General features: G+C 61.4%; 13 protein-coding genes, 1 tRNA gene and 1 pseudogene. 13 read left to right on the top strand and 2 right to left on the bottom strand.

Annotated features, from left to right (window positions below; translation table 11 throughout):
• The first annotated feature begins 7 nt into the window (after nucleotides 1-7).
• From mepA to AC0V7N_RS04885, 9 genes and pseudogenes are all read left to right on the top strand, one after another.
• Nucleotides 8-1116, top strand: a pseudogene (gene mepA, locus AC0V7N_RS04925) (penicillin-insensitive murein endopeptidase).
• 188 nt (nucleotides 1117-1304) lie between these two features.
• Entirely contained in the window at nucleotides 1305-2330 is a 1026-nt protein-coding gene (locus AC0V7N_RS04920) for a glucokinase (protein ID WP_475455229.1), read from the top strand.
• Between the two features lie 139 nt (nucleotides 2331-2469).
• Nucleotides 2470-4329: an ABC transporter ATP-binding protein gene (locus AC0V7N_RS04915; RefSeq protein WP_475455227.1), complete on the top strand. Its 1860-nt coding sequence runs from the start codon at nucleotides 2470-2472 to the stop codon at nucleotides 4327-4329.
• Entirely contained in the window at nucleotides 4326-5147 is an 822-nt protein-coding gene (dapB, locus tag AC0V7N_RS04910; protein ID WP_475455225.1) for a 4-hydroxy-tetrahydrodipicolinate reductase, read from the top strand. Before AC0V7N_RS04915 ends, dapB begins: the two co-directional genes overlap by 4 nt.
• Nucleotides 5148-5188: 41 nt before the next feature.
• On the top strand, nucleotides 5189-5809 hold the full coding sequence (locus AC0V7N_RS04905) for a 2,3-bisphosphoglycerate-dependent phosphoglycerate mutase (RefSeq protein ID WP_475455223.1): 621 nt from the start codon (nucleotides 5189-5191) through the stop codon (nucleotides 5807-5809).
• A gap of 130 nt (nucleotides 5810-5939) precedes the next feature.
• Nucleotides 5940-6024: transfer RNA gene (locus AC0V7N_RS04900), tRNA-Leu, on the top strand.
• Between the two features lie 86 nt (nucleotides 6025-6110).
• On the top strand, nucleotides 6111-7313 hold the full coding sequence (locus tag AC0V7N_RS04895; protein WP_475455221.1) for a site-specific integrase: 1203 nt from the start codon (nucleotides 6111-6113) through the stop codon (nucleotides 7311-7313).
• 94 nt (nucleotides 7314-7407) lie between these two features.
• A complete protein-coding gene (locus AC0V7N_RS04890; protein ID WP_475455219.1) occupies nucleotides 7408-7623 on the top strand; it encodes a hypothetical protein in 216 nt (71 codons plus the stop codon).
• Nucleotides 7624-7685: 62 nt separating this feature from the next.
• Nucleotides 7686-8201: a site-specific integrase gene (locus AC0V7N_RS04885; protein ID WP_475455217.1), complete on the top strand. Its 516-nt coding sequence runs from the start codon at nucleotides 7686-7688 to the stop codon at nucleotides 8199-8201.
• 101 nt (nucleotides 8202-8302) lie between these two features.
• Here AC0V7N_RS04885 and AC0V7N_RS04880 read toward each other — a convergent pair whose 3' ends face one another.
• Nucleotides 8303-8650 (bottom strand): hypothetical protein, encoded by a 348-nt coding sequence (locus AC0V7N_RS04880; RefSeq protein WP_464613068.1) that lies wholly within the window; start codon nucleotides 8648-8650, stop codon nucleotides 8303-8305.
• Between the two features lie 36 nt (nucleotides 8651-8686).
• Entirely contained in the window at nucleotides 8687-11746 is a 3060-nt protein-coding gene (locus tag AC0V7N_RS04875) for an adenylate/guanylate cyclase domain-containing protein (RefSeq protein ID WP_496627737.1), read from the bottom strand.
• Nucleotides 11747-12232: 486 nt separating this feature from the next.
• Between AC0V7N_RS04875 and AC0V7N_RS04870 the strand changes: the two genes are divergently transcribed.
• From AC0V7N_RS04870 to AC0V7N_RS04855, 4 genes are all read left to right on the top strand, one after another.
• Nucleotides 12233-12775 carry a cytochrome b gene (locus AC0V7N_RS04870; RefSeq protein ID WP_475455210.1) on the top strand — a complete coding sequence of 181 codons (543 nt, stop codon included), beginning with the start codon at nucleotides 12233-12235 and terminating at the stop codon, nucleotides 12773-12775.
• Between the two features lie 63 nt (nucleotides 12776-12838).
• Nucleotides 12839-13210, top strand: coding sequence for a PepSY domain-containing protein (locus AC0V7N_RS04865; RefSeq protein WP_496627736.1), 372 nt, complete (start codon nucleotides 12839-12841; stop codon nucleotides 13208-13210).
• Entirely contained in the window at nucleotides 13210-13875 is a 666-nt protein-coding gene (locus AC0V7N_RS04860; RefSeq protein WP_183464532.1) for a response regulator transcription factor, read from the top strand. The genes AC0V7N_RS04865 and AC0V7N_RS04860 overlap by 1 nt, the downstream gene beginning before the upstream one ends.
• Complete coding sequence (locus AC0V7N_RS04855; protein WP_475455206.1) at nucleotides 13875-15218, top strand: sensor histidine kinase; 1344 nt, start codon at nucleotides 13875-13877, stop codon at nucleotides 15216-15218. The genes AC0V7N_RS04860 and AC0V7N_RS04855 overlap by 1 nt, the downstream gene beginning before the upstream one ends.
• Nucleotide 15219 lies beyond the last annotated feature (1 nt).

Genomic DNA, 15219 nt, shown 5'->3' with positions numbered 1-15219 from the left:
CGGTTTCATGAAGACAGCGACGCGGTCATCCTTGGGCAGGAAATCGCTGCTGGCGGCACTTGGTCTGCTTGGCCTGACCGGCCTCGCCATACAGCCAGCGATGGCCGAGGAACGGGCAAAGGACCTGTTCGGCGCGGAAAAACTGCCGACCGCGACCGCCGCGCAGTCGATCGGCTTCTATTCCAGGGGCTGTTTTGCCGGTGGTGTCGCCATTCCCATGGATGGCCCGACCTGGGAAGTGATGCGGCCGTCGCGCAACCGCCGCTGGGGCCATCCGGCGATGATCGCTTTGATCGAGAAACTGTCGCGCGACGCGGCCGCCGATGGCTGGCCGGGCCTTCTGATCGGCGACATCGCCCAGCCGCGCGGCGGCCCGATGCTGACCGGCCACGCCTCGCACCAGATCGGGCTCGATGCCGACATCTGGCTGACGCCGATGCCCAGCCGTCCGCTGTCGATGGCGCAGCGCGAATCGATGAGCGCCACCTTGATGGTCGACGAGAAGACGCATCTGGTGAAGGACGCGTTGTGGACGCCGCAGCATACGGCGTTGCTGAAACAGGCGGCGAGCTACGCGGAGGTCGAGCGCATCCTGGTCAATCCGGGCATCAAGAAAAGCTCTGCGACACCGTCAAGGGCGACCGCACCTGGCTGCGCAAGATCAGGCCGTTCTGGGGCCACGACTATCATTTCCACATGCGCATCGGCTGCCAGCCGGGCTCGCCCAACTGCAAGGCGCAGGAAGCGACGCCGGATGATGACGGCTGCGGCAAGCCGCTGGCCTGGTGGTTCACCGAAGAACCGTGGCGGCCCAACAAGAACCCGGATGCGCCGAAGGCGCGCGATGTGATGACGATGGCGAACCTGCCCAAGGAGTGCCGTGCCGTCCTCGACGCGCCTGGCCCTGCCTCGGCCGAGGCGGCGACCTATCACGGCGGCGCCATGCCGGTCGTGGTCGCCGCACCCGAGCCGGAAGCGCCGCCCCAGCCTGCCACAACGGCCAGTGGCGGCGGCGATTTGCCAGGCGCGGCAAATGCTTTCGCGGCAACGCCCCGAATGGGCGCGCCCGTTCCCCGGCCACGGCCGCCTGTGAACTCACGGCCGCCCGTGAACTGATCGCCGCTGCGCCATCGCTAGGCTCAATCGGTTTAGCGGCCCGTTTTTCGCGAAACAGTGGCCGTTTGGCCGCAGAAGCTCACTGCGCGCGCACCCGGGTTCGAAAACCGTTTCCCTTTTCAAACTCATGCGCTAGTCAACGGAAGAACGGCGAGACGCCGTCAGGGGCGCCGGGGACGGACGAGAGCATGCCAAGCGTAAGCGATACCGACACGTCGTTGCGGTTTCCGATCCTGATCGGCGACATTGGCGGCACCAATGCGCGCTTTTCGATCGTGCTCGACGCCAATTCCGAGCCGACCGAGCCGCAAATCGTCCAGACCGCCAATTTCAACACCATCGACGAGGCGATCCAGGCGGCGGTGCTCGACCGCTCGTCGGTCCGCCCGAATTCGGCGGTGCTGGCGGTGGCCGGTCCGGTCGACGGCGACGAGATCGAACTCACCAACTGTCCATGGGTCGTCAAGCCGAGGCAGATGTTCGCCAGCCTGGGCCTGAGCGACATTGTCGTGCTCAACGATTTCGAGGCGCAGGCGCTGGCCGTCGTCGCGCTCGGCGAAGAGCATATGGAAAAGATCGGCGGCGGCACGCCGGAGCCCAATGCCGGCCGCGTCGTGCTCGGGCCTGGTACCGGTCTCGGCGTCGCCGGGCTGGTCTACGCCTTGCGCCACTGGATTCCGGTACCCGGCGAGGGCGGCCATATGGACATCGGCCCGCGCTCACCGCGCGATTTCGAGGTTTTTCCGCATATAGAGAAGCTCGAGGGCCGCATTTCGGGCGAACAGATCCTGTGCGGCCGCGGTCTCGTCAACGTCTACCGCGCGGTGGCCAAGGCGGACGGCAAGCCGTCGCCCTTCACCACGCCGGCCGAGATCACCGGCGCGGCATTGGCCAAGACCGATCCGGTGGCTGAGGAAGCGCTGGAAACCTTCGTCACATGCCTCGGCCGCACCGCCGGCGATCTTGCTTTGGTGTTCATGAGCCGTGGCGGCGTGTTTTTGACCGGCGGCATCGCGCAGAAGATCGTGCCGGCACTGAAGCAAGGCAATTTCCGCGCTGCCTTCGAGGACAAGGCGCCGCACAGCGCGCTGATGCGCACCATGCCCGTCTATGTCATCACCCATCCGCTGGCGGCACTTCTGGGCCTTGCCGCCTATGCCAAGAACCCGTCGCTGTTCGGCGTCCAGACGGCAGGCCGGCGCTGGCAGGCCTGAAAGCCAGCGCGAAGCGCTCGCGCGCCCGCGACGAAGTTAATCAGGTGCCGGCATAGGCAATCCGGCCGCAGGGCGTTAAGAGGGGTGCCGAATTTGCAGCCCGGTCCCACGAGGCGGAAAACCACAAAGCGCTCCCGATTTGACACTTCAAGCTCCAAACAAACAAAAAGCCCGGCCCGGCGAGGTCACAGCGGTGCTCCGCCGCATCCTCGCTGAAAACGGCGATGAGTATCGCTGGACCTATGTCGTTGCCGTCACCTGCTTGCTGATCGTTTCCGGCACCACTGCCTTCACGGCGTGGATCATGGCCCCGATGATCAACCAGATCTTCTACGAACGGCGCGGCGATATGCTCTGGTTGATCTGCGCCGGTTTCATGGGAGCCTCCCTGCTGCGCGGCTTCGCCGGTTACGGCCAGGCAGTCGCGTTGGCCAGTATCGGCAACAATCTGGTCGCGCGCTACCAGAAGCGCAGCTTCGACCATCTGATGAAGCTCGGCGTCAACTTCTTCAACGATACGCGTTCCGGTCGGCTGGCGGCGCAGGTCAGCGAGAATGTCGGCGGCGTTCGCGATCTGCTGTCGCTGACACTGACCTCCATCAGCCGCGACGCGGTCACGCTGGTCGCTCTCGTCGGCGTCATGATCTACCAGGATCCGGTGTTGTCGCTCAGCTCGCTGCTGATCGGCCCTCCACTGATCTGGGCCGTCGTCTACATCACCCGCCGACTGCGGCGTATCAACCGGGAATCCGTCCTGATCAATTCGCGGCTGAACGGGTCCGTGCAGGAGGCCACGCAAGGCATCGCCATCGTCAAGGCCTTCACCTTGGAGGCCGAGCTGGCGCGCCGCATCGGTATCATGGCGGACACGGCCGAGCAGCGTAACAACAAGATCGCCCGCGTCTCGGAGCGGCTGTCGCCGATTTCCGAGATTCTGGGCGGTCTGGCCATTACCTCCGTGCTTGCCTATTCCGGCTACCGGGCGCTGTATCTTGGGCAGCCGCCGGGCGCGGTGTTTTCCTTCATCACCGCGCTGATCATGGCCTACGACCCGGCAAGACGCCTGGCGCGCACACAGGTGGGCATGGAACGTGCGTTGGTCAATGCGCGCATGATCTACGAGTTGCTCGACCTGGAGCCGAAACAGGGCGACGCGCCCGATGCTGTCGAGGCCAGGATCACCACCGGCGAGGTGCGCTTCGACAATGTGACGTTCAGCTACAACACCGACATGCCGGTGCTGAGGGATCTGAGTTTCACCGCCGCCGCCGGCAAGGTCACGGCCATCGTCGGTGCGTCGGGCGCCGGCAAATCGACGCTGGTGGCGCTCTTGCAGCGCTTCTACGACGTCGACCAGGGCAGCATCGAGGTCGATGGCCAGGACATCTCGAAGGTGACCAAGCATTCGCTGCGGCAGTCGATCGCCTATGTGGCGCAGGCGCCCTATCTGTTCGAGGGCACGATCCGCGACAACATCCGCTACGGCCGCCTGTCGGCCACCGACGCCGAGATCGAGCAGGCGGCGAAACAGGCTGCAGCCGACGAGTTCATCCGCCAGCAGCCGCAAGGTTACGACACGCCGGTCGGGGAAGGCGGCTCGACCCTTTCCGGCGGCCAGCGCCAGCGCGTCTCGATCGCCCGCGCCATCGTGCGCCAGGCACCGATCCTGCTGCTCGACGAGGCGACATCGGCGCTCGACAATGAGGCGGAGGCCCGCGTCCAGGAAGCGCTGACCCATGTCATGCAAGGCCGCACGACCATCGTCATAGCGCATCGGCTGTCGACGGTGGTCAATGCTGACCACATCATCGTGCTGGAAGAGGGACGGTTGGTCGAGGAAGGCACCCATGCGACGCTGATGGCCGACCCGGACAGCATCTATTCCCGCTTCCACCGCATCCAGGGCAAGAAGGGGCTGGGGCTTGTCGATGACAGCAAGCCGATCCAAACTCCGGTCCGGGCCACGCGTGCGAAGAAGACTGCTGTGAGGAGCACATGAGCGAAGCAGGCGATATGGGCCTGGTGGTGGTCGGCGCTGCCGGCCGCATGGGCCAGACGCTGATCCGCGCCATCCACACCATTCCGGGCGCCCGCGTCATTGGCGCGGTCGAGCGCGCGGATTCAGCCTATCTGGGCAAGGATGCCGGCGAGCTGGCGGGTATCGGCATCATCAATGTGCCGATATCAGGCGATCCGCTGCCGGTTTTCGCCAAGGCCGATGGCGTACTCGACTTCACCACGCCTGGCTCATCAGTCGAATTCGCCGGCTACGCGGCGCAGGCGCGCGTCGTCCATGTCATCGGCACGACGGGCTGTTCGGCCGACGACAATGCCAAGATCGCAGCGGCAGCGCGCCATGCCACGATCGTCAAGTCGGGCAATATGAGCCTCGGCGTCAATCTGCTGGCGGTGCTGGTCGAACAGGCGGCGCGCGCCCTCGACGCCGACGATTTCGACATCGAGATCCTCGAAATGCACCACAAGCACAAGGTCGACGCGCCGTCGGGTACCGCGCTGCTGCTCGGCGAGGCCGCCGCCACCGGGCGCGGCGTAGCACTTGCCGGCAACGACGTGCGTTCACGCGACGGCCATACAGGTGTGCGAAAGACCGGCTCGATCGGCTTTGCGACGCTGCGCGGCGGTTCGGTGGTCGGCGACCACAGCGTGATCCTGGCAGGCACCGGCGAGCGCATCACGCTGTCCCACCATGCCGAGGACCGCGCCATCTTCGCCCGCGGCGCCGTCAAGGCGGCACTTTGGGCGCGTGGCAAGAAGCCGGGACTGTATTCGATGCGGGACGTGCTCGGCCTGAGCTGAGGCGGACCATCCAAACCTTGTAGGGATTGTAGGGAGCTAACATGTCGAGAACCCTCGTGCTCGTGCGCCATGGCCAGAGCGAATGGAATCTGAAGAACCTGTTCACCGGCTGGCGCGACGTCGACCTGACCGAGCAAGGCCACGCCGAGGCCAAGGCCGCCGGGCAGAAACTCAAGGCGCGCGGCCTGAAGTTCGACATCGCCTTCACCTCGGCGCTGACCCGAGCGCAGAAAACCTGCCAGCACATTCTCGACGCCGTCGGCCAGAGCGACCTGAAGACCATCCGCGACCAGGCGCTGAACGAGCGCGACTATGGCGACCTCTCCGGCCTCAACAAGGACGATGCCCGCAAGAAGTGGGGCGAGGAGCAGGTGCATGTCTGGCGCCGCTCCTATGACGTGCCGCCGCCCGGCGGCGAAAGCCTGAAGGACACCGGCGCTCGCGTCTGGCCCTACTATTTGCATGATATGCAGTCGCACGTGCTGGGCGGCGGCACCGTGCTGGTCGCAGCCCACGGCAATTCGCTGCGCGCGCTGATCATGGCGCTGGACGGCAAGTCGGGCGAGGAGATCGTCAAGCTGGAACTCGGCACCGGCGTGCCGGTCATCTACCAGCTCAACGCCGATTCGACCGTGGCGTCGAAGGAAGTGCTGGAGAGCTGAGCCGGCAAGCGGCGGGCTGTTCTTGATCGCGCATGATCTTTTCCGAAAACCGGTTCCCACTTTTCGGGATCATGCTTTGAAAAAAGCGCGTTGACAGCAATCGCTTGCCCGCTTACATGAGCCCGCACCAGCCCAGATGGCGGAATTGGTAGACGCGCACGGTTCAGGTCCGTGTTCCGCAAGGAGTGGAGGTTCGAGTCCTCTTCTGGGCACCATTTTTTCCCGACTACCAACGGGATCAAGAAGATAAGCCTTTTCAATTCATTGCGCTCACCCCTATGTGTTACAAAGGTGTGCGACAATGCATTTCCGGCTGGTCAAACCCGTGAAACGAAAAGGCACCATCAATCAACAATTCAACCAGCGTATCCCGGCTGACGTGCGGAACCGTGCGGTGGGCGTTACGCTCCACATTCCGGTTGGATCGGACATTGTAAGGAAGACGATCACAGCCAAGGACCACGCTATCCGCGTGTCCCTGCGTGCCGCCACTCCAAGCGAAGTGAAGACCCGGCAAGCACTGGTGTTGGCTTATCTCGAAACCGTATGGCAAGGGCTCCGAGAACCGCCCTTGGTCTTGTCCCACAGACAGGCTGTTGCGCTTTCCCGCGATGTCTACGCATGGGGCTCTCTGGCGGAGATTGACCCAGACCTGTCGGACGCGGAAAGCGCCTTCACGGGAGAGATCGGCGGCGGAGTCTACAAGAATGCAATGGCAAGGCTAGAGGCTGGGACAAACCCCTTGGTTGGCGACCCCGCCATGCTGACTGCTAGGCAAATTCTCACCCGTCGCGGCCTCCTTAATGTCTCACCAGAGTCGGTCGACTTGTTGGCGCGTGAAGCGCTTCGCTCCCTCAAGGATGGTTTTGCGCAGGCAGATCGCGAGACAGCGGGCGACTATACGCCCGACCCAAAGGCCAGCCGTTTTCCCGCATTTGAGATTGCGAAGCCCATCACCACTACCACCGGGCGGGGAGCAGCGGTCTCCTTACGGGGGCTGGTGGAAGACTGGTGGACTGAGGCGAAGACGGCTGGTCGGACCATAAGCACCTACGAAAGCTACAAGAGCGCAGCGGCCCGCCTCATCGAGTTCCTTGACAATGACGATGCGGTGGCGACTACCCCTTCTAAGCTTGTAGCCTTCAAGGACCATAGGCTTGCACAGGGTCTCAGCCCCAAGACGGTAGGTGACAGCGACATTGCCGGTCTCCGTTCGGTCTTCAAGTGGGCGGTGGCTAACCTCAAGCTGCCGAGCAACCCCGCTGAGGCCATCACTGTGACCCGCCCGAAGGTTGTCCACACACGCGACAAAGGCTTCGCCCGGAGGAAGTACAGGCGATCCTTGCCCATAGTCTCCATCAGCACCGGAAGGGTCGGGAGTCTGACAGGCTGGTGGCCGCCAAGCGCTGGGTGCCATGGCTCTGTGCCTACTCAGGGGCTCGCCTTGGACGCCCGCCGAGTTGCTGCGACATTAAGGTCCACACACAGGCCGAGGCGATGCTGAAGGCGGGAAGCAAGGGGCAGCCGGTGAAGGCCAGCCCAAGACCGCTCTTGAACGCTACCAATGGGCGACACGACGAGTTGCCGAGTGGGGGCCGATGACTGCCGACGCGGCTGAGGCGTTGGCCGACCATCTGGAGGAGACCGGGCAGGGCGACCTATACCGCGCCTTGGTTGTGCCCGACCGGAAGCCCGAGCCGACGCTCGCCGACGCCGTGAAGCTCTACCTGAAGACCGGGTCGATGGGACGACTGACGAGACCAAGAAGCGGCAACGTGTCGACCGGGTGCAAGGCCACGTCGAGAAAGCACTGAACCGAGGTGATCCGCAGATCAGATCGCTGACGCGGACTGACGCCAGAGAGGTTCGGGATCACATGCTCGCTGACGGTGACATGTCCCCCGCGACCGTGCATCGCTACTTGAACGACCTACGGGCGATCATCACCCACGCCATCAAGGAGATTGACGACCTCAACGGCGCGACCAATCCGTTCAACGGGCTGGAGGTCAAGAAGCAGACGCTGGCCGCGGAAGACCGAAAGCCGTTCTCCGAGGCTCAACTCAAGGCAGCAAGGGCGCGGGTTCTGGGTCACGCTTCGGTCGACCTTCAACGCATCTGGCGGATGTTGGAGCAGACCGGGTGCCGGCTGGCCGAGGTCACCGGTCTCATGGTCGAGGACGTTCACGTTGACGGCCTTGCCTATCTCGACCTCAAGGTTCACCCACATAGGCGCTTGAAGAACGCCGGGAGTGTACGCCGGGTGCCGCTCTCGCCGGAGATGCGCTCAAGGCCGCTCAGGAGGCGCTCAAGACGGCTGGCGAAGGCGTGTTGCTGTTCGAGAGCTACGCCCGCGAAGGAGGAGCTACAGCAGTCTCACAGGTTCTCATGAAGCATGTCCGCAAGGTGGTGACCGACCGCAAAGCCAACGGAGAGGGGGGAAAGCCTTCCCGGACTCGTCTAGGAACACTTCTCAGATTTCTGACCCACAATCTAGTCAGAGGGGTACGGACCACAGATGATGACCGTAATAGCTCGCGTGCTCCCCGATGTTGAATGGGCATCCCAAGCCGAAATACTAAAATCGTAGGCTGGATGCCACACCATTTGCACAGGAACTTTCGGGTCGCTGTTGTAAGCGGTCTTATAGATCGCGGTTAAGCCATTCACCAATGTGTCAGGCCACTGGTTCAAGTACTGCAACTCCGCCGGGGTTTGAACAATTCCTGCCGCTTGCGCCAGTTCGACGAATGAGCCTCCTTCGGGCCATACGAAGCTCGCAAGACCCTGCCGCGAGAAAATTTGGTTCGCTCTTTCACACATGGCCTGGAATGCTGGCATAGCCGAACTCCTCCTGTATTAATGATCGCAAATCCTTCAAGTCACACGATGACCAACGCCCACCCCACCTAATTGATATGCGTATGCGCCTGTCTCCTCAATCAACTTGTCTGCAGCTCGTCTAAATCTTACTGCTCGCTGCTGAACACGGTCCAATCGGCTTCGAGAAAGCACTGAAGACAACGTGATGAGTGAGCGACATTGAGGAACACGCGCTCCTCGCTTTTTCGCATTCGAATACGATGCTCGGCACGCGATTTCTGCCAGTTCATGATGACCGCTGAGGCAATATACCTCACCTATTGTTGCAAGTATATCTGATTCAAATTCGAGCCCTGTTCGCGTAGTGCGGGCTGTTCGCAGAGCGTCTTCGAGCGAGGCAAGGGCCGCTTCCTGACGACCCGCCAGGCTTTCTGCCATGCCTTGGCACGCCTTGGCATAAACCGAAACATAGGAACTTTCTGTCCTTCGCATTATCTGTTCGATTTTATACGCATGCAGATGAGCAACATCCGGCTCATCACATAGCCAGGCTAGTTCAACAAATGCGAGATGCGGAATAAATTGCAACGTTGGATCACGATTTTCTGCGTCTTCTGCAACCAGGCTATCGAGATTCCTCTTGGCAGCGTCGAAGTCGCCAGTGCGTATCCTTATTCTTACGTCCAAGCAGCGAACCCACTGTTCAACGTCGAATCCCAACATCTGTCGATGGAATTTGGTGACGCTGTCGATTGACCTGAGCGCTGCCTCACCGGCTCGACTCGCGTTGTTCAATCTTCCGGCGAGGCAAAGGGCATGGCAGAGTATCGCTTGAAGTAAAGCTTCGTGATTTGGATTGCCTTCTGATAAAATAATCGCGTTTTCCACATGAGCAACATAGTCATCAGCGGAACCTGTCGCGGCAATTATCCTACCCAACGCCGCGACAACAAGTATTTCAGCCTCTACATTTTTTCCCTCTCGCGCCAACTGCAAAGCTTCATTGGCGAACGGCTCGGCTTCGTCTTTGTTCATTCCGTCGCGCCAGCCAGTGTTGATAACTTGGCCGGCCGCCATAATTCGAAGGGGATCGGTTGCAGCGGAACGAGGCTGGCGGCCCAGCAACGCGTGCACCCTCTTCCACGCATTCGCCGCCTGGTTGGAATGAGCTCCAATCCATAGAGCGGCGCGAGACGCATATTGAGTTGCCTCAGGCAGTTGTCCCGCTGCCTCGAAATGGCGAGATATGCTGTCAGCATATTCGTCCAGTCGATTGCGATGATGGGCCTCAATGGCCTTAGCGACGGACGCGTGAAGAACAGCGCGGCGTGCCATTATCAACATGGTGTAGGCGACTTCTTGGATCAACGGGTGGCGAAACGAGATGACTGCGCCACCAGCCGCAACATAGTCGCGTCTGAAGAGATCTGATTGACAAAGGCGATCTAGAACGTTGCCGAGCTCCTCATCGGGCATCTCAGCGACCTGTTTCAGAACGGCAACGGGAAATTCTCTGCCAATCGTTGCTCCCATCTGTAGAACAGACTTCTCCAGAGACGGAAGGCGGTCAATGCGCGTCTCGATGACGGCTTGCACAGTGGGAGGAAGTGAATCGAACGCAGCCTCACCCGTCATCGAATAGTGCTGTGGCGCTCCCTGAAGGATACGGCGATCTACCAAAGACCGCACCAGCTCCTCCGCAAAGAACGGACTTCCCGCGCTTCGCTCAGCGATTCGATTGCTAGTTGACTGCAACGACGGGTCTTTCCCGATCAAACGCGTCACCAGGATGAGCATCTCCCGCTCACCGATCTCTGGCAGAAGTATCTCTTCAAGCTTGGCAGAGCGTCGCCAGGAGGCTTCTAATGTTGGCCTATAGGTGATCAAAAGGAGGATATGCGTTGTTCGAACGGCCTCAATCAAAGCCGAAACAAATTCGTGACTGTCGTCGTCGAGCCAATGGGCATCCTCAATCACAAAAACGGAAGGCGACCGGCCAGCCTGATGGACCAAGTTCATCACCGCTTTCAGCAATCTGGACTGATTTGCCTTTGGTTCCGCAGCGATGGTCGGGGCCTTGCGGCCAGCGGCACCAAGTATGCCCATTAACACTGGTATTTCATCTGAGAGTTCCGGATCGAGCGAACTCACTTTCGAAGTCACCTTTGCCTTCGTTATCTCGTCGCTATCTGTCGGCACTATGCGAAAATATGCTCTTAGGAACTCCAACAGCGGCTGTAAGGGTCCAGAGTATCCGTACGGGGACGCCCTTGCCTCTATTACAGGGACCGCTTCTTGGCGAAGACGTTCCAGAAACTCAAAGCAGAGCCGGCTCTTTCCGAGACCGGGCATCCCAGCAATACCGATGGCTACACCATCTCCCTCACGAGCCCGATGATGTGCCTTTTCGAGATAGCTCAGTTCAGATTCTCGACCTGTATACGTAGTGAGACTTTGCCCCCGAAATTGCTCGCTGGTCGGAGCTACCTTTAGGCCGACCAACTCGAACACATTTACGGGGTCCGCGAAGCCTTTTACTGGCATGCCCCCCAGCAACTTGGCATCGCAGAAGGTGCGTACGAGGGCGAATGTATCTCCAGTTAGGCAGATACCACCAGGTGTCGCTATGTGCTCCAGCCTGCTGGCTAGGTGAATTGCCGCACCATATGCGGTTTGTTCATTTGTCACCTCGTCAACTACGCCTGAAAGAACAACTCCTGTGTGAATTCCTATTCGGATCGTTACGCCGCTACTTGCCAAACTGTCTCGCATGCTAAGTGCGGCCTGGCACGCCATCAATGCGTGGTTTTCCTGAGCCTGAGGGACGCCGAATAGAGCCATGAGGCCATCCCCCATGGTGCGCATTACTGATCCACTGAACTGATTTACGACTCTCCCCATTCTCGCTACCGCAGGCCCGAGATAGGCAAATGCGTTTTCTGGATTGAGGTCACCGATCGTTGAAGTCGAGTTGACGATATCGGCAAAGAATACCGTTATTATCTTCAGCTCAGGGGGTCGTTGGACATCTAGAGCCTCGCCACAGTAGCTACAAAATCTTCCGTCCGCCTGATTAGGCCGAAGGCATTTCGAGCAGACTTTTGAGCTGGCCATGGGCAAATCTCAACGGGTTCACTGGGGTATCTAACATCCGGCGACGTGGACCGCGACTAGCATCTGGCCATCGCCTCCTTAAGGTGTTGCTCGATATGTGTCACGTGAGTGTGCTACAGTACCTCGACTACGAGCCAAATTTGCTTTATGAATCAATGCAGAAGAGGCCTAAGAGCGCAATCCTCTTCTGGGCACCAAATTCCCGTTTCGAACCGTTCGATGGTTCAGAGACTACGAAGAAAAAGCCCGGTTCGTCCGGGCTTTTTCTTGTCCGGCATATCGGCATTGTCCCGTGCCGGCTGTCAGCGAATTGACAGGTTCCTTCAGCCAATGTCCCGCCAGATCACGATCGCCAAAGCCCGGTTCCAGGATCGCGCTCGTCGGGCGAACGACTGTTGACTCGCCGAACGCGATCGAAAGGGCCGCCCGACAAAGCTTTGACATGATCGCGGCTAGTTTAGAAACATTCAAAACTGGAATTCGCGGATGAATCCTACCTACACGAGCGCACAGAAGGCCATTCATTGGGCGGTGTTTCTGCTGGTCATCGGCCTCTACGGCTTGACGTATGTCGCGGACATCTTTCCACGCAATGACCCCGGCCGTGTGCTCGTCTGGTGGTTCCATATCTCGTTCGGGATGCTGCTGTTCGCGCTGGTCGTCATCCGCATTGGCCTGCGCCTGACCTTGGGAACGCCGGGGGTGCCGCAGGAAATGTCCGAACTGGAACGGTGGGCGGCCAAAATCGCGCATCTCATGCTCTACGCGCTGCTTGTCGCCATTCCGGTTCTCGGCATCCTGCTGACCTGGTACCGGGGCGACGCCTTGAGTTTCTTCGGCCTTTTCACCATCCCGGCTCCGGTGTCCGCGGACAGCGCCACGGCCCGAACCATAAGGGAACTGCACAGCCTCTGCGCCAATCTGATCCTCATCCTTGCCGGACTGCATGCGGCGGCTGCGCTCTGGCATCATTATGTCCGCAAGGACGACGTGCTCAAGCGAATGCTGCCGGGGACAAGTGGCTCCTGATCACCAGTCAAACGCTGGCGGCCCGATGCCCTTTGTCGTGTTTCCGGACCAGCGACTGACCAGATGACGAGCCGGATTGAAACACAAGGTCTGCTATATGGCCTTTGGATGAAACCGATACTGAAACGTTTGGCGACGGCGAGCCTGGTCGGGCTTGTCCTGCTTCGACCGCTCCACGCCCGCGCGGACGAGGATGACGACGGCGATCACGACCGGGCGCGGGACCTTTACGAGCGTGGCGAAATAAAGGGCTTGGCCAACATCCTGGGCGTGGTCCACGCCGATGCTCCCGGCGACATCGTGGCTGTCGATTTTATCCGGATGGGCGACCGGTGGGTCTATCGCTTCCAGGTCGTTGCAGCTGACGGACGCCGCAGGATCGTTGACGTGGACGCCGGCGCCGGGGTGCTGATGCGCGGCAGGGGCGGCGACTGATGAAGATACTCCTTGCCGAGGATGAACCCCGTATCGCCGGCGACATAGCGGCGGTGCTCAAGGCCGCAGGAATGGCCGTCGACACCGTGCGCGACGGCGAAGCCGCCTGGTTCGCGGGTGATGTCGAGAACTACGACGCGGCGATCCTGGATCTCGGATTGCCGAAACTCGATGGCCTGACGGTGCTGAAGCGCTGGCGGGCCAACACGCGCCGCTTTCCCGTTTTGATCCTGACAGCTCGGGGCCTTTGGACCGAGCGCGTCGAAGGCATCAATGCCGGCGCCGACGACTACCTGCCCAAGCCGTTCGAAATGGACGAGCTGCTGGCGCGGCTGCGCGCGATCCTGCGTCGTTCAACGGGCCAGGCGGCACCGGTGCTGAAATCCGGACCGCTGCTTCTCGACACGCGCCAGATGCGCATTTCGCTGCGCGGCGTTCCCGTCGCACTGTCGCCGCTGGAATACCGGCTGATGGCGTTCCTGATGCATCATGCCGGGCGCGTGGTGGCGCCGACCGAGCTCGCCGAGCATCTCTATGATTCCGGCAATGACCGTGATCCGAACGCAATCGAGGTTATTGTCGCGCGCCTGCGCCGCAAGCTTGGCAACGACGTCATCGAGACACGGCGCGGGTTCGGGTATTTCGTGCCCGACGAGCCGTCCTGATGGGCAATTCGATCCGCTTCAGGCTCTGGTCGGCGGCAACCATCTCCATCCTCGTCGCCCTTGCCATTGCCGGGGTCGGGCTGCGCTATCTGTTCGAAAAGAATGTCGAGCGGCGCATCGTCGGCGAACTGACCGTCGATCTCAACGAACTGATCGGCGCGACCAGCTTCGCGGCCGACGGCCGGCTGTCGGTCAAATCCGACCTGACCGATCCGCGCTTCATCAGCCCGCTGTCCGGCCACTACTGGCAGGTGGAAGACCTGGCCAGCCATAGCCTGATACGCTCGCGTTCGTTGTGGGACGCAACGCTTGCGTTGCCCGACCAGGGGGCGAGCGGCGAACTGAGAAAGATCGAGGAGCTCAAGGGGCCTGGCGGCGAACTCACCGTAGCCGTCGTGCGCACCATAACCGATGCCGACGGCCGGTCGTTTCGCGCCATCGTGGCGGAAGACCATCGCAGCGTCACAGTGTCGGTGCACGAATATGTTCGCGATCTCGTCCCGGCGCTCATCCTGCTGGCCGCCGCCCTCATGGCGGCATTCTTCATCCAGATCACCGTTGGCCTTGCGCCGCTGGAAAACCTGCGGGTCGCCGTTCGAAACGTGATCGCGCAGCGGACGGCACGACTGGACGTGGCGGCGCCGAGCGAGGTGCAGCCGCTCGCCGACGAAATCAACCGCCTGCTCGATGCGCAGGGGAAGGCCCTTGCACGCGCCCGGTCGCGCGCCACCGACCTGGCGCATGGCCTCAAGACGCCGCTGCAGGTGCTGTCGGCCGACATCCGGGCCTTGCGCGGGAAGGGCGAAACCGAGCTGGCCGACGAGATCGAGAAGAGCGCCGGAGCGATCCGCCGCCATGTCGAGCGGGAATTGGCGCGCGCCCGTCTGGCGCCCGGCGTTTCCGGCAAGGCATCGTGCCGGGTCAGGGAAACCGCGGCCGGCGTCATCGCCGTCATCAAGCGCACGCCAGGCGGCAAGCAGCTCTCGTTCCGGATCGATGTCGCGGAGGATTTTGTGGCGCCGGTCGAGGAAGGCGACCTTTCGGAGATCCTGGGCAATCTGGTGGAGAACGCGGCGCGCTTCGCAAGATCCTCGGTCCAGGTCAATGCGTGGGCAACCGAGGGCGAGGTGTCGATCGCCGTCGCCGACGACGGCCCGGGCATCCCTGATGCGGACCGGGAATCCGCACTGTCACGCGGCGTGCAGCTGGACAGCAAGGGTGGCAGCAGCGGGCTGGGCCTGGCCATCGTCTCGGACATTGTCGAAGCCTATGGCGGACGCCTGACGATGACCAATGCCGATCCCGGCTTGGTGGTGACCATAGCCTTGCCCCGGCACGGCTGAC

The sequence above is a fragment of the Mesorhizobium kamtschaticum genome (genome assembly GCF_056174585.1).
The sequence above is the reverse complement of the archived record's forward strand: the minus strand, read 5'-3'. Positions and strand labels throughout refer to the sequence as shown.